14 protein-coding genes, 3 pseudogenes and 2 other annotated features (1 of these 19 cut by a window edge) are annotated in these 19,291 nt (G+C 34.8%); of the genes and pseudogenes, 14 read left to right on the top strand and 3 right to left on the bottom strand.

The features are described from left to right. Positions 1 to 49 precede the first annotated feature (49 nt). The 5 genes from AC3WTI_RS05640 to AC3WTI_RS05620 all read left to right on the top strand — a co-directional run bounded on the left by AC3WTI_RS05640 (position 50) and on the right by AC3WTI_RS05620 (position 7,378). Positions 50 to 1,096: a DUF2332 domain-containing protein gene (locus AC3WTI_RS05640; RefSeq protein WP_097841276.1), complete on the top strand. Its 1,047-nt coding sequence runs from the start codon at positions 50 to 52 to the stop codon at positions 1,094 to 1,096. A gap of 303 nt (positions 1,097 to 1,399) precedes the next feature. Further along, positions 1,400 to 3,139, top strand: a complete 1,740-nt coding sequence (locus AC3WTI_RS05635) for a sigma 54-interacting transcriptional regulator (RefSeq protein ID WP_097841277.1) — start codon at positions 1,400 to 1,402, stop codon at positions 3,137 to 3,139. Between the two features lie 240 nt (positions 3,140 to 3,379). Next, a complete protein-coding gene (locus AC3WTI_RS05630) occupies positions 3,380 to 4,984 on the top strand; it encodes an ATP-dependent acyl-CoA ligase (protein ID WP_087955943.1) in 1,605 nt (534 codons plus the stop codon). 44 nt (positions 4,985 to 5,028) lie between these two features. Continuing rightward, the gene (locus AC3WTI_RS05625) at positions 5,029 to 5,820 is read left to right on the top strand and encodes an enoyl-CoA hydratase (protein ID WP_087955945.1); all 792 of its coding nucleotides are present in this window, start codon (positions 5,029 to 5,031) and stop codon (positions 5,818 to 5,820) included. 121 nt (positions 5,821 to 5,941) lie between these two features. After that, positions 5,942 to 7,378, top strand: a complete 1,437-nt coding sequence (locus tag AC3WTI_RS05620) for a GntP family permease (RefSeq protein WP_087955947.1) — start codon at positions 5,942 to 5,944, stop codon at positions 7,376 to 7,378. A gap of 142 nt (positions 7,379 to 7,520) precedes the next feature. Here AC3WTI_RS05620 and AC3WTI_RS05615 read toward each other — a convergent pair. Continuing rightward, positions 7,521 to 8,008, bottom strand: a pseudogene (locus AC3WTI_RS05615) (GNAT family N-acetyltransferase). Positions 8,009 to 8,176: 168 nt separating this feature from the next. On the opposite strand from AC3WTI_RS05615, the gene AC3WTI_RS05610 reads away from it, so the two are divergent. The 4 genes and pseudogenes from AC3WTI_RS05610 to AC3WTI_RS05595 form a co-directional block, all read left to right on the top strand. Next, positions 8,177 to 8,668 (top strand): nitroreductase, encoded by a 492-nt coding sequence (locus tag AC3WTI_RS05610; RefSeq protein ID WP_142286476.1) that lies wholly within the window; start codon positions 8,177 to 8,179, stop codon positions 8,666 to 8,668. A 142-nt stretch (positions 8,669 to 8,810) separates the two neighbouring features. Next, the gene (locus AC3WTI_RS05605) at positions 8,811 to 9,572 is read left to right on the top strand and encodes a glycosyltransferase (protein WP_087955951.1); all 762 of its coding nucleotides are present in this window, start codon (positions 8,811 to 8,813) and stop codon (positions 9,570 to 9,572) included. Between the two features lie 243 nt (positions 9,573 to 9,815). Continuing rightward, a complete protein-coding gene (gene entB, locus AC3WTI_RS05600; RefSeq protein WP_144488312.1) occupies positions 9,816 to 11,318 on the top strand; it encodes a cell wall-binding protein EntB in 1,503 nt (500 codons plus the stop codon). Positions 11,319 to 11,625: 307 nt separating this feature from the next. Beyond that, positions 11,626 to 11,961: pseudogene (locus AC3WTI_RS05595) on the top strand (hypothetical protein); the annotation flags it as partial. A gap of 18 nt (positions 11,962 to 11,979) precedes the next feature. On the opposite strand, the gene AC3WTI_RS05590 reads toward AC3WTI_RS05595, so the two are convergent. Beyond that, complete coding sequence (locus AC3WTI_RS05590; RefSeq protein WP_087955956.1) at positions 11,980 to 12,504, bottom strand: kinase; 525 nt, start codon at positions 12,502 to 12,504, stop codon at positions 11,980 to 11,982. Between the two features lie 102 nt (positions 12,505 to 12,606). Between AC3WTI_RS05590 and AC3WTI_RS05585 the strand changes: the two genes are divergently transcribed. The 4 genes and pseudogenes from AC3WTI_RS05585 (at position 12,607) to AC3WTI_RS05570 (ending at position 14,562) form a co-directional block, all read left to right on the top strand. After that, positions 12,607 to 12,912 (top strand): YfzA family protein, encoded by a 306-nt coding sequence (locus AC3WTI_RS05585; RefSeq protein WP_087955958.1) that lies wholly within the window; start codon positions 12,607 to 12,609, stop codon positions 12,910 to 12,912. A 13-nt stretch (positions 12,913 to 12,925) separates the two neighbouring features. Next, entirely contained in the window at positions 12,926 to 13,471 is a 546-nt protein-coding gene (locus AC3WTI_RS05580) for a GNAT family N-acetyltransferase (RefSeq protein WP_087955960.1), read from the top strand. A 16-nt stretch (positions 13,472 to 13,487) separates the two neighbouring features. After that, positions 13,488 to 14,035 (top strand): annotated as a pseudogene (locus AC3WTI_RS05575) (isochorismatase family protein). Next, positions 14,032 to 14,562 (top strand): cysteine hydrolase family protein, encoded by a 531-nt coding sequence (locus AC3WTI_RS05570; protein ID WP_087955962.1) that lies wholly within the window; start codon positions 14,032 to 14,034, stop codon positions 14,560 to 14,562. The pseudogene AC3WTI_RS05575 and the gene AC3WTI_RS05570 overlap by 4 nt, the downstream one beginning before the upstream one ends. 208 nt (positions 14,563 to 14,770) lie before the next feature. On the opposite strand, the gene AC3WTI_RS05565 is transcribed toward AC3WTI_RS05570, so the two are convergent. Further along, positions 14,771 to 15,208, bottom strand: coding sequence for a YndM family protein (locus AC3WTI_RS05565; RefSeq protein ID WP_048526062.1), 438 nt, complete (start codon positions 15,206 to 15,208; stop codon positions 14,771 to 14,773). A gap of 150 nt (positions 15,209 to 15,358) precedes the next feature. On the opposite strand from AC3WTI_RS05565, the gene AC3WTI_RS05560 reads away from it, so the two are divergent. Next, positions 15,359 to 18,871 carry a DUF4020 domain-containing protein gene (locus AC3WTI_RS05560; RefSeq protein WP_087955963.1) on the top strand — a complete coding sequence of 1,171 codons (3,513 nt, stop codon included), beginning with the start codon at positions 15,359 to 15,361 and terminating at the stop codon, positions 18,869 to 18,871. A gap of 107 nt (positions 18,872 to 18,978) precedes the next feature. After that, positions 18,979 to 19,215 (top strand) — a binding site (T-box leader). Between the two features lie 54 nt (positions 19,216 to 19,269). Beyond that, positions 19,270 to 19,291 (top strand) — a binding site (T-box leader) (it continues 214 nt past the right edge of the window).

The following is a 19,291-nucleotide window of genomic DNA, read 5'->3' as shown; positions in this document are numbered from 1 at the left end:
CTCTTTTAATAGTAAGATTATTCTGTAATATCAACAAGGAGGGATACCAATGCGTACACAAGAACAAATCGCAAACTTATTTCGAAATTTTTCAATAAAGGAATGTAAAGGGTCAAGTGACTTATATGAATACTTATCAATACAAATTGCTGAAGATGAGGAAGTACTTATACTATCTTCCTACGCTCAAGCAGGTCAACCAGTCCCAAACTTACTATTAGGAGCCGTACATTATTTATTACTAACAGGGAAAGAACATCATGTAAAAACGTATTATAGTAGCTTAGTTGAAAGTGTTAATACGGATTTAGACCAAGCTTTTGATCATTTTAAGGATTTCTGTAAAACGTACCGAGAAGAAATCATTACTTTATTACAAACGAAACTCGTTCAAACGAATGAAGTAAGGCGATGTGCGTACTTATACCCAAGTTTTTGTTACATATTTAATAAAGTGAAAAAGCCGTTAGCGTTAATTGAAATTGGGACAAGTTTTGGATTACAACTATTCTGGGACCAATATAGCTATTCATATGGAACAGATGAAACATACGGAAATATAAATTCGAACGTACATGTAACTTCTGAAATAAGAGGGGAGAATGTGCCTCATTTTCTAAAAGAAAGTCCATCTGTCGTAGAAAGAATCGGACTAGACTTACATGTAAATGATTTACATAGTGATGAAGATTATTTATGGCTACGTGCACTCATTTGGCCAGAGCATAAAGAAAGACTTGAAATGTTTGACCAAGCCGCATCGTTAGTAAAAAATGAATCTGTCCAATTAATAGAAGGAGACGGTGTGGAGCTATTACCATCTATTATTGAACAAATTAGTGAAGATGCTGTAATCTGTATTTTCCACACACACGTCGCAAATCAAATACCTGAACAAGTAAAACATAAGCTAGAAAAACAAATACAAGAAATCGGTACAAAACGTGATGTATTCCATCTGTATAACAACATGTGGGACCGGGACCTTCATATTGATTATTATATTAACGGAAACGAATATCGTGAAACGGTTGGAGAAACAGAAGGGCATGGGAGATGGTTTAGTTGGAATCTTGAAAATCGAACTTTATGCTAAAGAAAATCTATCCATTATGGGTTTCGTCACCAATATTCGTAATAAAAACAGTTGACAGAAGGTAATCCGTCAACTGTTTTTACTTTTTATTAAATTTGTTTTATGTATCCAATGTAAGTGTTAAACATGTCCCTGCTGCATGTTGCAAATAGCCGATGAGATAATTAGAAGCCACTGGTTAATGAGCTATATTACTAGTTTAAGAATTTATAACTTCAAACGGAAAAACCAAGGGAAAGTAAATATTTAAAATGAATATATAATACATGCGAGAACGAGCACAATTGGATAGGGGGCTTTCAAATGCATATGAACGAACGAATGAATTTGCAGGTAACTAGTCAGGCTCTTCAGGTAATGAATAACGGAATTGCTGTTATAAGTCATGGTGGAATCATCACATATAGCAATAAACTATTCTGTAGTATGTTACATAAAAAAGAAAATGAAATAATAGGTGAGCATATATCAGCAATTATTCCTGATCGTAAAAAGTTAGTAATGAATCAAAATGATAGTTTGTACAGGTATGAATGTAGGAGTGGCAACCAAGTTTTAATTGTGAATGAATCAAGTGTATATCAGAATGAGACAGAATACGGATCAATTGTCATTCTGGAAAGCAAAGGGAAGAGTATACAGTCTTTGGAAAGCATAATAAGTCGATATGAAAGTGCCCTAAATTTATTGTCTGAGTGCATTCTAGGGGTAAATGAACAAGGAATTGTCAATTTTTTAAGTGGTTCTTATGCACAATTTTTAGGGATTGATGATCCGAAAGAAGCAATTGGAAAGCATTGTACGGAGGTTGTTGAGAATACGAGGATGCATATTATCGTAAAGACGGGACAGATGGAAATTGGACATATCCAGCGTATAAGTAATCGGAATATAATTGCAACGCGCATACCTATCATTAAGGAAGGCAAGATTATTGGAGCGATTGGTAAAATTATGTTTCATGATATACAGCAGTTTAAAGCTTTGGGAGATCAAATTAGTGAAATGGAATCAAAGTTATCTTACTATCAAACTGAATTACAGCGGCTCCAAGAAGGGCGACTTTCCTTTCAAAGCATTATAGGAGAGAGTGCAAAAATGAAAGAAGTCAAAATGATGGCTTTAAAGGTTTCTAAAAGCCGGTCTACCGTTTTGATAAGAGGAGAAAGTGGTACAGGAAAAGAGCTCTTTGCACATGCGGTACATCGTGCAAGTCCACGTGCTAGTGGCACATTTATTCGTTTGAATTGTGCTGCGATTCCAAGGGAGCTTTTGGAGGCTGAATTGTTTGGATACGAAGAAGGGGCTTTTACAGGAGCGAAAAAAGGCGGTAAGCCTGGAAAGATTGAATTAGCCGATAAGGGAACATTGTTTTTAGACGAAATTGGTGATATGTCTTTGGATATGCAGGTGAAGTTGCTTCGTGTATTGCAAGAGAAAGAGATTGAAAGAATTGGAGGTACGAAAATTCAAAAGGTTGATGTCCGTTTCATTGCGGCGACACATCGAAATCTCCGTGAAATGGTACAAAGAGGTGAGTTTAGGGAGGATTTATATTATAGGTTGAATGTGTTTGAAATTGATATTCCTCCGTTGCGAGAGAGAAAAGAAGATATGATACATATAACGGAATTTTTAATTAAGAAATTGAATGGTGAGCTGGGTAGTAACGTTCTTTCATTGGATAAGAGAGTAAGAGATATATTCATGGAGCATGATTGGCCAGGGAATATTAGAGAGCTAGAGAATGTGTTAGAACGAGCGATGAATGTTATAGAAGAAATGATTATTCAAGTGCATCATCTTCCTGCCTATTTACGGAAAAAAGATTTGGAAGAAGAGTTGTATCGTGAAATAATTACGATGGATCAAGAGCAGGATGAGGGGAGTTATTCACTTCAGGTGGAAGTGGAATCCGCTGAAAAACGTGCGATTACGAGAGCTTTGGAAAAAACAGCTGGAAATATAAAAGAGGCAGCCGATCTTTTAGGAATTCATCGGGCCAGCTTATATCGAAAAATAGAAAAATATGAAATGTCATGAAGGAAAGTAAAGGGCAAATGGGCCCTTTTTTTGTTTGTAGTAATAAACATTGTCTCTTTTTTGCGACATTTTCTTATAGTTGCGACATGGTTGCTAATATTTGTAGCGCAAATGCGACATGTGAAATTAGACATGTAAGGGGGAGTACGAAGGAATAAGGGAATAGGGAATGAGTCGATTTTTGGCATGTTTCTTGCTATATAAATAAAAAGGATTTTAGCAGGAAGGGGATGGAATTCAATGCTGGAAAATCAAAGTTTACCGCATTTTATTATGCAAAGTATCGAAAAAACACCAAGTAAAGTGTATTTACAATTTGAAGAACAAAAGATTACATATGAAGAGCTTTATAATCGAATTGCAAGAGCCATAGCGGGATTTTGTGAGCTTGGTATTCAAAAAGGAGACAAGGTTTGTATTATGCTTCATAACACTCCTGAATATTTGGATGTATGGTTTGCTTTATCTTTTATGGGAGCAATTGCGGTGCCTCTGAATGTGCATTTAAAAGGAGAAGGTTTGCAGTATATTGTATCTCACTCTGATTGTAAGTTAATTATCGTTGATAAGGAATTTGTTCCTCAAATTGCCTCTTGTTTGTCATGTATACATAGGGACATTCAAATTGTTTCTTACGGAAGAAATGAAAGCGTGGTCATTGCAGGTGATGGTAAAAATAAATCAGTAATTGAATTGAAAGATGTACTAAATACAAATAATCATCACTTTCCAACTACATTTGTTTCCTCCACTTCTATTAACAGTATCCTTTATACCTCAGGAACAACTGGCTTACCTAAAGGGGTCATGTTAAGTCATTCTGCATATGTAAATTCTGCGCAGTCATTTGCCAATTATATGGTTGGTGCAAGTTTAACAGATGTCTTATTTACAGCGCTTCCGTTATTTCATATAAACGCTCAGGCCCATACAGTACTTGGATCTATTTCTTCCAATGCGACGATTGCTCTTGGTAAGCGTTTTAGTGCTTCTAGATTTTGGGGTGAAATTCGAAGTCATGGTGCAACCATTTTTAATTCTTTAGGATCTATGATTCCTATTCTCTGCAAGCAGCCAGTAAAGGAAGACGATAATGACAATTTAGTAAGGGTGACGGCTTGCGCCGCTACGCCTAAGGAGTTTTGGAAGCCATTTGAGGAACGGTTTGGCGTCCGGATTGTGGAAGGTTACGGATTAACTGAAACGACGGGTTTTTGTGTAACGAATCCATTGCATGCCAATAAGCCACCTTCTATAGGAAAACCATATTCTTACGTAGAGACGAAAATTGTCAATGAAGATGGAAATGAAGCACGGACTGGTGAAATTGGAGAGATTTTTATTCGTTCCTTACAGGGGCAAGCGTTCATGGAAGGCTATTATAAAATGCTTGATAAAACAGAAGAGGCGATGATGGAGGGATGGTTCCATACAGGAGATCGAGGTTATCTAGATGAAGAAGGTTACTTATATTTTTGCGATCGAATCAAACAATGTATCAGGAGGCGTGGTGAAAATATCTCCTCTTGGGAAATCGAAAAAGTTGTAAATAATCATCCAAAAGTAATGGAATCGGCGGCCATCGGTGTCCCATCAGAAGTGGGAGAAGAGGATGTTAAATTATATGTGATTATAAGGAAAGGAGAGACGATGTCCTATGAAGAGATTATAGATTGGTGTCAAGAACGCATGGCTTACTTCATGGTACCTCGTTATGTTCAGTTCAGTGAAACTTTTCCAAAAACCGCAACGGAACGGATTCAAAAGTTCAAGCTGAAGGAGGAAGGAATCAGTGGCGCTTGGGATCGCGAACAGGTCGGTTATGTAATTAAAAGAACAATTTGATGTGCTAATTTCACCTTATTTCATATTGGAAAGAAGGGATTAGATTGGAAAATAAGCGGGTTGTTTCATGGTCCAAAGAAGATGGAATCGCAACGATTATCATTGATAATCCTCCTGTGAATGTACTGAGCGTTGCTGTGATAGAGCAACTGACGGTAGTGGTCGGTGAAATAGAACAGGATGATGAAGTAATTGCTGTACTTCTAACTGGAGCTGGAGAAAAGGCCTTCGTTGCAGGAGGAGACATTAAGTCGTTTCCGGAATGGATTGGGAAAGGGAGTGGATATGCAGAGGAAAAATCATTGTGGCTTCAGAATCCGTTAAATAAAATAGAAAGATTGCCGAAGCCTGTAATTGCTGCTATTAACGGATTAGCGCTTGGGGGCGGGTGTGAATTAGCTTTATCATGTGATTTACGGATTATAGAAGAACACGCCCAAATCGGGCTTCCAGAAGTGAAGTTAGGTTTGTTTCCAGGTGCAGGAGGAACACAACGTTTACCACGGTTAATTGGAACTGCAAGTGCGAAAGAAATGATGTTTACTGGTGAACCACTCACTGCCGAAGTAGCTTGGCGAGTTGGGTTGGTGAATCATGTTGTTCCGCGTGGCGAATCGCTGAATAAGGCGAAGGAACTAGCTGTGAAAATGGCTCGGTTTTCTCTTCCTGCTTTATCCTTGATGAAGCAATCTATCAATAAGGGATTATCTGCTTCTCTTGAGGAGGGATTAAAAATAGAAGCTGAGAATTTCGGACATGTGTTTCAAACAAGTGATGTAAGAGAGGGAGTGGAGGCCTTTATAGAAAAGAGGGCACCAATTTTTCATCATAAATAAAAAGCTATAACTATAATATGCAAAAAAGTAATTCCTGCCTTTGGCAGGAATTACTAAAATATATACAAACAGAAAAGGATACAAAGTTAAAAAATCCATATAATTGAGGGGGATTGGGGTTATGGATTTATTGATTGTATTGTTATCGCTTGGCTTACTTATTTTTGTGGCTTACCGAGGATTTTCAGTCATTTTATTCGCTCCGTTATGTGCGTTGCTCGCTGTATTTTTAACAGAACCGGCGAATGTTTTACCATTCTTTTCTAATGTTTTTATGGCGAAGATGGTCGGATTTATAAAATTATATTTCCCTGTATTTTTGCTTGGAGCGATATTCGGTAAAGTGGTAGAAATCACTGGAATAGCAGAAAAAATCGCGAAAATTATTATCCGTTTTATAGGCGTGAAAAGAGCAATTCTTTCCATCGTATTAATGGGAGCCATTCTTACATATAGTGGTGTCAGTTTATTTGTCGCAGTATTTGCGATTTATCCATTTGCGGCGCAATTATTTCGTGAAGCGGATATTCCGAAACGTCTCATTCCTGCAACAATTGCATTCAGTGCATTTACGTTTTCGATGGATTCACTTCCTGGATCGCCTCAAATCCAAAATGTTATTCCAACTACGTTCTTTAAAACAGATATTTATGCCGCTCCTACATTAGGGATTATAGGAGCACTGTTTATTTTTATATGTGGTATGTTGTATTTGGAAAGATGCAGGAAGAAGGCTGCTGCTAAGGGAGAAGGGTATTTCGGAAAAGGCGGTGCTACTTCTGAGATGGCTGCTACAACTAGCGCGCAATTGGTACAAAACCCGATTGCTTCCAGCGATGTAATTCCAGTTAGTTACTGGATAGCATTTCTTCCGCTTGTACTGGTTGGAGTGATGAATAAAGTCTTTACAGAATTCATTCCTGTTTGGTATACAAAGGGATTTGATTTTGCATCCATAGGTTTGAAGGAGTACGGAACAATAGATATGGGACAAGTCGTGGGGATTTGGTCAGTGGAAATGGCACTTCTTATTGGAATATTGTCAGCTATATTATTAAACTTCCAAGCGGTAAAAGAGCATTTTCAATCTATTACAAGTGTGGGTGTAAGTGGTTCAATCTTAGCATCTATGAACACTGCAGCTGAATATGGATTTGGTGCCGTAATAGCAGCTTTACCTGGATTTGTCATGATTCAAAACTATTTAACGGGGACTTTCTCAAATCCTTTAATTAGTGGAGCGGTCATGACAAATATATTGTGCGGACTGACAGGATCAGGATCAGGTGGAATGAGTATTACACTAGGTTTAATGGCAGAAAAATATATTGAAGCGGCAGCGAGCTTTGATATTCCGTTAGATGTGCTACATCGTGTAATTGCAATGGCGGCAGGAGGTATGGATACTTTACCTCATAACGGAGCGGTTATAACTTTACTTGCAGTTACCGGATTAACGCACCGAGAAGCTTATAAAGAGATTTTTGGTATTACGATAATTAAGACATTAGCTGTATTCTTCGTAGTTGGAGTGTATATGATGTTTTCTATTGTATAGTAGGAAGATTGATTGTCTGCTATAAATAACGTAGACTTCAATTTGAAATTATGAATAATGGTAAATAGAAAAAGCCACCATTTCATGAGATGATGGCTAAGAGGGAGAGGAGATACTACTAGTAGTATCTCCTCTTATTTAGTTAAATATATGTACATAATATCTCCCCAGGCAACCCATCGATCTCACAAACTTTCTCGCATGTAAAACCTATATGTATTAAAATTTTGCGAGAGAGGATATTACTTGGATTGATAATTGCTTTTAGTACGTTTATATCGGCCTACTTCTCTATATTGATGAATTCCTTTGCAATACGCTACCATATCTTTTTCCCCAGTGCTCTGGCAAAATCATATAACCAATTTCAGCTTTTTTTACATTATCCTCGTTTACCGTAACATGTCCAAGAGCAATATACTCATTTGTAATAGAATCATATATTTTATAAGAACCAAATAATTAATGGTTTTCATTGCGCTTTAACAGCCTTGTAAGGTCATTTTGTGCTGCATCGAATGGAATAGTGAGTTCGGTAATTTGCGCTATTACTCCTTTATTTGCTACGAGTTGGAAATATAAATCAAAATCAATTTCTTCAAATTTCGCTTTTGTATAATATTCCTCCAAACTAATTTTCAATTGTTCTTCAGAAAAGATAAATGACACATAAATTATAATTTCAATTATAAAGTCATTGATAAATTGAATTATTAATTTTTGATTGATGCGGTACATACAATAAGTAATTAAGTACGTGTACGATGGAGCGATTACAGAAAAGGGTGAATGGTGCTTATGAGTTCATTTGAGCAAATGATGTACGTTGGTGTCATTATGTCTATTGTATTATCCGTGATGATTTTAGGATCATTATATTATAATCCTCGTCTTTCGTTAACTGAATATCCAAAAGATATTCAAAAGGTAGTTTTTCCAAAATCGATCCATGAAAAAAAGCAAACGATTTACTTTAATATCGTATATAATGCTATTCTTTTCGGTACTCCGTTCGTTTCTACATATATACTACATAAACATGAAAAATTATTATATATTGATGCCTATTTACATACTTTTGGTATTTTAATGATTTTTAATGTAGTAGATTTGTTTATACTGGATTGGCTCATCTTTTGCTGGATTACCCCAAGATTTGTTGTTATTCCTAGTACAGAAGGCATGAAGGGATACAAAGACTATAAGTTTCATTTAAGAGGGGCTATAGTCGGCACAAAATTTTTAGCAATCGTAAGTTTGTTTGTGGCAGGAATCGTGATAACTATGTAGCATAAAAAATATTGTTTCATTTTGTTTTGATCGAAGAATTCTAGGTGACTTTAAACATGTTTTTAGTTTTTATAATATAGTCTCATAAATATTAATATATGTTATATAGAATGAAAATTCATTTTATAAAAAGAGGTGTGTTATGAAAGAAACGAATGACTCTTTAGGAAACGATTTAAAGAAAGATATAAAGTTTTCTATTATAATCCCTGCGCACAATGAAGAAAAGTACATTGGAAAATGTTTAGATTCCATTTCAAAGGCAGCGGAAGCATATAAAGATCAAACTGAAGTCATAGTGGTTTTAAATCGTTGTACAGATAAAACAGAGGAAATAACAAAGGTGTATAACTGTATTACATTAAAAAATGAAGATAAAAACTTGTCTAAAATCCGAAATGCAGGAGCCACGATAGCTACTGGGGAAATAATCATTACTATAGATGCTGATACCGAAATGACAGAGTCTTTTTTGTCTAACGTAGACAAATATTTAGTTTCAGGTAAATATATTGGCGGCGGGGTAACTGGTAAGTTTGAAAGAATATCTTTAGGAATATTTGTTTCCGCCTTGTTAATAATAATTCCATTATTTTTTAAGTACGGGGCTATATCTGTCGGGATTTTTTGGTGCTATAGAAAAGACTTTATGGCGATTAATGGATTCAATGAAAATATGCTTATGGCAGAAGATGCAGATTTTGCAAAACGGTTAAAAGAATGGGGAAAACAACAAAATAAGAAGTTCGGTACAATAAAAAATGGAATGATAACTTCGTGCAGAAGATTTGATACATATGGAGATTGGACTTTAGTTAAAAATCCAAAAATAATCTTAGCGTATTTAAAAGGAAATGATAAAAAATATGCAGATAAAACATATTATGATAATCAAGAAAGATAACTGTAGAAATTCTTAAACAAATAGCCTTTCGCTCACCTCATTTTATATATGATGAGGTGATTCTTTATGTATAAAACGCAAATGTATAAATTTGATATTCTTGAAGAAAAAGGATGTTTTGAACAACAATATATTAAGTAATATTAATATATTGTTACAAAAGTTTTGATATTCTGTGAAAATACCTAATTTTATGGAAGCATTTGATATAATAGAAGTCAAAAAAACGTAATGGAGGCTACTATGAAAAAAATACTTGGCGCAGCTACAGCAACAGTTTTTGGGATGGGGACATTTACCACAGTTGCTACTGCAGAAACTATCGTAACAGCAGATGTACTCAACGTACGTGAAAAACCGACTACGGAATCAAAAATTGTCAAAAAAGTAAAAGAAGGAGAAAAGTTAAAGGTTATACATACGGAAGAAGGATGGTCCAAAATTGATTTAAATGGTAAAGAAGTCTTTGTAAGTGCGGAGTTTACAAAAGATGTGTATTATGTAACAGCGAATTTGTTAAATGTCCGTTCTGATGCAAGTACAGAATCAGAAATACTTGGCAGATTAAAAACAGATGATGTAATTGAATCAACGCATCAAGTAAAAGATGGTTGGTTACAATTTGAGTATAAAGGAAAAACAGCTTATGTAAATGTTTCTTTCCTATCAAGTACAGCACCAGTTGAAAAAAAAGCGAAAGAGAAAACGAAGCAAGAAGCGAAAGTACAAAAAACGGTTAAAGCTAAGGATGAAGTTAAAGCACAAAAGATAGCAAAGCCTAAGGAAGAAGCGAAAGTACAAGAAGTAACAAAGCCTAAGGAAGAAGCGAAAGTACAAGAAGTAACAAAACCTAAGGAAGAAGCGAAAGTACAAGAAGTAGTAAAGCCTAAGGAAGAAGCGAAAGTACAAGAAGTAGTAAAGCCTAAGGAAGAAACGAAAGTACAAGAAGTAGTAAAGCCTAAGGAAGAAACGAAAGTGCAAGAAGTAGTAAAGCCAAAAGAAGAAGTGAAAGTACAAGAAGTAGTAAAGCCAAAAGAAGAAGTGAAAGTACAAGAAGTAGTAAAGCCTAAGGAAGAAGTGAAAGTACAAGAAGTAGTTAAGCCTAAAGAAGACGTGAAAGCCCAAGAAGAAGTAAAAGCTAAAGAAGAAGAGAAAGCAAGAGAAATAGCCAAAGCTAAGGAAGAGGCCAAAGCAAGAGAGATAGCAAAGGCTAAAGAAGAAGAGAAAGCAAGAGAGATAGCCAAAGCTAAGGAAGAAGAGAAAGCAAGAGAAATAGCCAAAGCTAAGGAAGAAGCAAAAGCAAGAGAAATAGCGAAGGCTAAGGAAGAAGAGAAAGCAAGAGAAATAGCGAAGGCTAAGGAAGAAGAGAAAGCAAGAGAAATAGCAAAGGCTAAGGAAGAAGCAAAAGTAAAAGAAGAGTCTAAGAATAACATACAGTCTGCTAAACGTGAATTAACGGTAGTAGCGACAGCATATACAGCGGATCCAAGTGAGAATGGTACATATGGTGGACGCGTTTTAACTGCGATGGGGCATGATTTAACGGCTAATCCGAATATGAGAATTATCGCAGTAGATCCAAAAGTAATCCCATTAGGATCTAAAGTATGGGTAGAAGGTTATGGAGAAGCTATCGCTGGTGATACTGGAAGTGCTATTAAAGGAAATCGTATTGATGTTTTAATGGGTTCAAAAAGTAAGGCTATGAATTGGGGAAGACAAACTGTTAAAGTTAAAATTCTTTAATAAATATAGTTATCTAGATAGAAGTCAGTTCTCTTTATTGAGGCTGGCTTTTATTTTTGAATTAATATGATTGAGTCATGGAAAGAAAAAGTAAATATATTATTTATCAAATCATTTACTATGCACTTTCACTCGTAATAGTGTAATTAAATTTAAAGGATAGGTGTATTCTAGTGTTAATTTTTTATAATGAAGTGGATCAGATTTATATAAAACGAGGATAGAATATGACAACAGAATTATATGGTGCACATTGCAATGAACGGAAAGGGTATAGAGTAATTGAAGGAAGAGGGATATAAGATATAAGCTACCAGTTCCCCTCCCAAAAACAAATCTAAGGCTTATAAATATGAAAAATGAAGATATACCTTCTGATAAAGATAGTTACTGGGAAGCTTTCGACTTGTTCGGTTCTGAATATGTATGTAGATTATTAGGGGCACCATTATATGATGATCTTCCAGAGAATTTGGCGTGTCCAACTTGTTCTAAAGAGATGAAGTATGTTGCTACAATTACACAAGATATCGAGGAACGCGGGCTGATTTCAGTAGTTGATTTCCAGTTTGGGGAAATGATTATATACTATTATTTATGTAAAGATTGTTCAATTATAAAAACTGAAATACAAAGTACATAACAAGACTAACATATTATGTTAGTCTTGTTTTTTGATCGCAACATTATTAAGAATCGCATCAAATATATCTTTTTGCGTGAAGTTATCTGTAAAAATAGTTTCTCTAGTAACTTCAATCGTATCGTGCGGATTATACCATTTTTCTAGGGAATCCTCACCAAATTCATGTCGTTTGTCCCTTGTGTTATGTCGTCGAATCGTTTCTTTTAACGATAAATCAAAGTAATATGTATAGGCATTTCCTTCAAAAAAATGTATTAATTCTTTCAGCATATCACCGTATCTACGACTGTTTAAAATGCCTTCTAAAATAACAAATTCACATTTTCCTTTTCCATACTTTGTAATTTCAAATAGTAAATCATGTGATAAATTCCCCATCGTATCGTGTACTCTAAGCATATCTCTACGTACAACATCCTGTGATACTAAAAGTGTACCTTGTCCGAAATGTTCTTGTAGTTGCTTTGCGATTGTTGTTTTACCACTTGCGGAGTTTCCTCTAAGAATGATTAAAGTTGATTTAAGTATAGGATTAGACACAATGAATTCTCCCCAGTACGAATGATTATATAGAAAATTTTAACAAATAAATTGTGAAAAGTGTATAATTAAATAGGATGGAAATAAAAAGGTGGGAGCTAGATGGAACATGAATTAAATAAAGCGCAGCCGATTTGGAAACGGACATGGTTTCGCTATCTAGGGGCATTTATAATTGTTCAATTACTATTTATTACTTGTGAGATTACAGGATGGGCACCAAATTTTAAGCCAAGTGGAGAGTTTTTAAGTAGAATTTTACAGTCTGAATTTTTCACGGAATGGTTCACTCCATATGAAATTCCTCATTTTAATGTGTTTACTGCATTTTTTGCGATTACATTGTTACCATACGCATTAGTAGGTGCAATGAAAGATTTCACAACAAGGAAAAATATAAATAATTAAAAAGAGGTATTATATGTTATTTCAAAAAGATCAAGTATCGGTTCGGTACGTAAAAGAAGAGGATGCACAGATCATTTCAAAATGGTTAACAGACCCAGAAGTCTTGCAGTATTATGAAGGACGAGATAATCCGCAATCTGTAGAAATGGTACTGAATCATTTCATACATAATCCCAATAGTCATGAAAAAAGATGTGTAATAGAGTTTAATGATATGCGGATTGGTTATATTCAAATGTACCCAATTGATTCTGAGTGGAAAGCATTATATGGCTATAAAGAATCTCAAAATGTATGGGGAATGGATCAATTTATCGGTGAGCCGACTTATTGGGAAAAAGGAATTGGAACGAAACTCGTTCAGGCAGCAATTATATATATTATGGAGAAAACGGGGGCAGAAGCAATCGCAATGGACCCGAAAGTCAATAATGAACGCGCAATAAAATGTTATGAAAAATGCGGATTTAAAAAGGTCAAGATGTTAAAGGAACATGAACTACATGAGGGGAAATTAGAGGATTGTTGGATGATGGAGTATAAATTTATAGGGGGATAGGTGATAGGTAATAGAAATGAAGGCGCTACTTGTTTTAGATATGCAAAAGGGAATACTAGAGTGTAAAGATTTTTCGGTTGAAAAAGCGTTAATCGTAAATGTTTTAAAGCGATTTAAAGCTGAGAATGCACCTATTATTTTCTTAAAACACCGAGATGATAATCCAGAAAGTACGTTGTATTTTGAAGCAGCCAGCAGTGAATTAGTAGAAGAATATGCCGAGTTTGCGGACTATGTAGTTGAGAAGACAACACCTAGTGCTTTTAAAGGAACAAGTGTTGAAGAAGTATTAACAAAACATAAAGTTAATCATGTCGTAATCGTTGGATTTAATACGGAATTTTGCTGTTTATTACAAGTATCGCTGCTTTTGAAAAAGGCTATAAAGTTACGCTCATTGAAGATGCGACAGGAACTGCTAACAATGAAGAAGTATATGAAATGCCTGGGCTTGATATAAAAGATTTTATTGGATCAATTTTGAATTGGTCTAATGTAATTGAAGTTTTGTATTATGATGAATATTTAGAGACATATACAAACAAAGGGAGTTGCGCGAAATGAAAAAAGCTTTGCTAGTAATTGATGTGCAAGCAGGTATGTATACAGCAGGATTACCAGTACATAACGGGGAAAAGTTTTTAGAAATATTGCAAGAACTTATTGGGGAATGTCGGTCTAATGATATTCCAGTTATTTATATACAACATAACGGACCAAAAGATCATCCGTTAGAAAAAGGTACAGAGGGCTGGAAAGTGCATGAGGCGATTGCTCCGCAAGAAGAGGACAGTATTGTTGAAAAGACGACGCCAGATTCATTCCATAAGACGAACTTAAACGAAGTATTACAAGAAAAAGAAATTGAACACGTTATCATTTCAGGAATGCAAACGGAGTACTGTGTAGATACGACAACACGAAGAGCATTTAGCGAAGGGTATAAAGTAACGTTAGTAAGTGATGCACATAGTACGTTTCATACAGACGTGTTACGTGCGGAAGACATTGTAAAGCATCATAACGTAGTGTTTGGAGCATTTGCTGATGTTGTTCAGTTAAAAGATTTGAAAGTGGCTGCCTCTAAATAAGAGGTAGTTTTTTATTAGAAAAAATGTTTTCAAATATTGTCGGTAAATCGATATCTCTTGTCGAAACGTCGATATATTGAAATAATCGTTGATATATTTCAAGTTACGATAGATATATTTGAAAAATCGTCGATATAATTTCACGTACCAAAATGATAGCCTAAAAAAGGAGCCCGCATAATTAAAAAAGGGCTCCAGCATCAAAATATTACTTCTTCTTATCTTTATCCAATATATTCTGCTCTTCAGCAAATTCCGTACCATATGCAAAGCGGCGATTAATATGAATGTTATCATTGTGGTGCCTTGTGTGTGAGTTAGAGAAGCGATGAACGATTACTTCAGATAATGTAAAGACAATAGCGGAAAGGAAACTGCCCCATGCAATTTGCATGTAATTGTCTAATAAAATATTACCGAAAATCCATACACTTAAATACGTTAGTAAGAAATCCGACATAATGGCACCAGTATTGCCTATTCGGTTTAATATGATTTTATCGACGAACATATAGGATACGATTGTAACAAAGAGACTAAATGAAATAATTTGGACGAACGTTGCAGGGAAAAATAAAGCAAGTCCAATACTAAATGCGATAATGCACGATATAAACTTGATAAGTACTACAGTAAAACCATTCAATATTTACACCTCCGATTTATACATAGTTTTACAATAAATTTAGGAGTTCATACATTGTAACGAATATATTTACATAAAACTTTTTCACGCTCGTTTTTTGTCTAAATATTAAAAAAACAAAGAAAAAATGTTATAGTAAAATGAGAGTATATGACATTTTTAGGTAAGGGGGAATCCTTCGTGTGGATTACTTCAGAAGTAGAAATTCCAGATGAGTTAATTGATCATTTGGAACAAGGAAAGTTAGTACTATTTGTTGGAGCGGGAGTTTCTATGAAAGGGAAATCTAACTTACCGAATTTTGATGATCTAGTTGATGAAATTGCAAAAACGTTATATGTCGAAAAACGTGAAATAACAGAACCTCATGATTATTATCTTGGTAAAATTGCGAAAACAAAAGATGTACATCAAGTTGCAAGAGATTTAGTTCATACTGAAAAATCTAAGCCGAATCCGCTCCATTATGCGATTCCGAGGTTGTTTCCTTTAGATACTGAAGTCCGCATTGTAACGACAAATTTTGATCGACATTTTACAACTGCGATGAGTGAAATGAATAGAGAATTAAACGTATATTATGCACCTGCGTTACCTACAGGTAGAGCGTTTAAAGGACTTGCTTACATACATGGGAATATAGAACAAGAGAAAGAAGCGTTAATTTTAACAGATGGTGATTTTGGAAGGGCTTACTTGACGGAAGGGTGGGCAAGAAGATTTTTAGTTGATTTATTCTCGAATTACACTGTTTTATTCGTTGGATATAGCCATAATGACCCAGTAATGAAGTATTTAGCGACTGGTTTACCACCAAGTACAAGGCGTTATGCTTTTGTTGCGCAAGGGGAAAATACGTACCACTGGGAGCATTTAGGAATACGGCCGATTGTATATCCGAATAAAGGTAATAATCATCAATCTCTCGTTAAAGCAGTGAAGCGATGGGCAGAATTAATGGGAGATAATTATATTACAAAACGAATGCGCATTCGTGACATAGTAACAGTTCCGCCGTCAGTAGAGCAGGAACAATTATCATACATAAAACAATCAATAAAAAAAATTGAAACAGTCCGCTACTTTGTCGAATTTGCTCATGATTATGAATGGGTGGAATGGCTTGAAGCAGAAGGGAAATTACAAAACTTGTTTTTAGTTACATCAAACTATAATGAGGTAGATGAACTACTTGCAGAATGGTTAGTAGAACAATTTCTATTTAGTCATCAAAAAGAATTATTTCAATTAATTTTTAAAAATCATTCTAAACTATCTCCGTTATTATGGAGAACAATTTGTAGTTACTTAAACGAGACGAAAATTGAGATGGACCCATTGTTGTTTGCGAGATGGACACTTCTTTTACTAGAAACAGCTGAAAAAGATAGTAAATCAATTGAAAAAATTTCTTATTTACTGCAAAAATGTTCTTTTCCTGAGCATAAAGAGATTGCTTTATTGTTACTAACGTTTATTTTGGACGGAAAACTTAAATTGAAGCGGGAGAGGAATTGGGGAAATGATACGCAAGAATCAATAGAACTTGAGGAATCGAGTCGATTACCAGTTTCTACATTTTCGTATGTGGAGCAAATTTGGAATGAGAAGATGAAACCGCATATTGCCTATTACGCCGTACCGATTATGACGATGGGTATAGAAAAGATGCGAATGTTATCACTAAGGCAAACGGCATTGAAAAAAAGAGATAAGGAAAATGTAGAAAAAGAGTTTCAGCAAAATGATCTTGCGTTTTTAATTCAAATTGTAAAAGAGTGTTTAGCTTATTTATGTGAAAACAATGAGAAAAAGGCAAATTATTATATTACAGAAATGATAGAAGCAAACAGCATACTTCAGAACCGAATTGCAATTGATGCGATGAATAAAAATATATTCGTTAGCGCCGATGACAAAATGAAATGGTTGTTTCAGGAAGGACTTCTTTTAAATGTCACCTATAAACACGAAGTTTTTCAGCTTATAAAAAATCATTTCGCATCTTCTTTAGAAAAAACAAAAGAAGAAGTCATTCAAATAGTACTGAAGGACCTTGCAGAGGAGAGGGCGTTTGATGTTTGTTTCGTGTTAGATTTATTATTCACTTGTGATTCCAATAGTCCCTCTACAGCAAAAGGTTATGAGGTAATGAAGCAAAAGCATCCTCACTTCCATTCTGATCGATACAGCGTACAAAAGAAAGAAACCACGGAACAAAGTATTACTTGTAACGTAACTGCTGATGGATTATTACAGCTGAAAGACGATGAAATTATGAAGCAAGTTCGTCAATTTTCTCAAGACGGTGTTTTTGAGCAACGTCATTTTTTAGAGATGTTATCGAAAGCATGTAAATTGAATACAGAATGGAGTATTTCATTTGCTTATCAATTAGTGAGCATGCACGAAATAAGTAATGAAGTGTGGTTTGTTTGTATTAGAGAGTGGCGAAATAACCGAGGACTGACAAATGAACAAATCAAAAAAGTTATTCCGCTATTGCAGAAATTTGTTAGAAATACTGCTTTTCATTGGTTAATTAGCAGCTTTCTATATGAAATTAGTAACCGATTAGAAGAATTAGACGAAAACAGCATACGTAACGTGAAACGGTTTGCTTTTTCGGTATTCCCTCATGTAATGAAAAGTGATACAGATTTTAAACTGGGAAAACAAGATTTTTACAATGAATCGATCCAGCATCCTGTTGGGAAAATGACAGCAGTGTTATTAAAACTGTTATCATATGATCATTTATACGATCGAAATGTGTATGAATATTTATTTTTATTTGAAGAACAAGTAAGAGTTAGCTCAGAGCGGACAAATTACATGTTAGCTCGTTTAGTAGCAGATATTACATTTCTTTATCATATTGAGAAACAATGGTGCCGAAAATATTTGTTACCGTACTTAGATTTAAAGAAGGAAAATGAAATTACGAAATATGCATGGGCAGGCTTATGTTATACGCAAATCAATTTACCTTTATTTACAGAAATGAAGCTATTTATTAAATACGCGGTAGAACATTTGGAAGTATTACATCCGCATACGAGGGAAGCTTTCTTGAAATGGCTTAGTTTTGTATTTATTAAATGTGTACTGTATTGGGAGCAAAAAACAGAGTGGTTATACCCGTTGCTTATACAAGAAAACGAAGAAAATAAAATTAAATTTATGCAGTTTTTATGCTATTATGTCAAAACGTTAAGTGTAAAAGAACAACAAAAATTTTGGGCAGCTTGGCTTAGTATATTTTTACGAGAGCGACCGAAAATGGGTGAAATCACAGCTAGAGAGTATGTAATGCTTTTACGTATTATTTTATTTATGGATGAGATAGTTGAGAGAGGTTTATCGATAATATGTAAAACATTTTCGGACGTTGGTGGCAAAGGGAATCAAACGGAGTTAAAACAGTTATTTAATGAAATGCTTGAAAAGACAGAAAGTATAAAAATGTATAAAGAATTGTATGCAAATGTATTTTTCGCTTTACTACAAACGCTTCAGGAAGCCGATTTACTTGAAACGGAAATCATTCAAATAAAGGAAGTATTAATCCGGTATGGAGTAGAAAAATATGTACTAAATACAATAGATAATGAGATAATTCGCATCGGAATTGTTATGGAGAATTTACAAGAAGAAATGTAGGACGAAAGTGGATTTTTAAAAAATATATAAAAAGTTGTTGACAGTGTTTTGAAAAGCGTTCTATAATACGAATCATACTTATTCAATTTCAAAAACATTTGAATAAACAAAGTGCAATGAAGAGATCACAGTAGTGGTTAGTCTTACTGTAACAGAGAGCTGGTGGTTGGTGTGAACCAGTACAGGGATAATCATGAATTACAGTCTTGGAGCATCTTTTTCGTAGTAAAGATAGTTTCGTCTTTATGAAGAAAAAGCGGTCAATTGATCGTTAACAGTGAAGAGAGGTAGACAGAAAGTTAGTCTACAACTAGGGTGGTACCGCGATAAATATCGTCCCTACTGATTTATTCAGTAGGGACTTTTTGTATTTTAGTGGTCCAACTTGAAAATTTAATATTCATGCGTTGAAAGGAAAAG

This window comes from Bacillus sp. EB106-02-03-XG38 (assembly GCF_058792175.1).
This window is presented reverse-complemented; position numbering and strand designations above follow the sequence as displayed.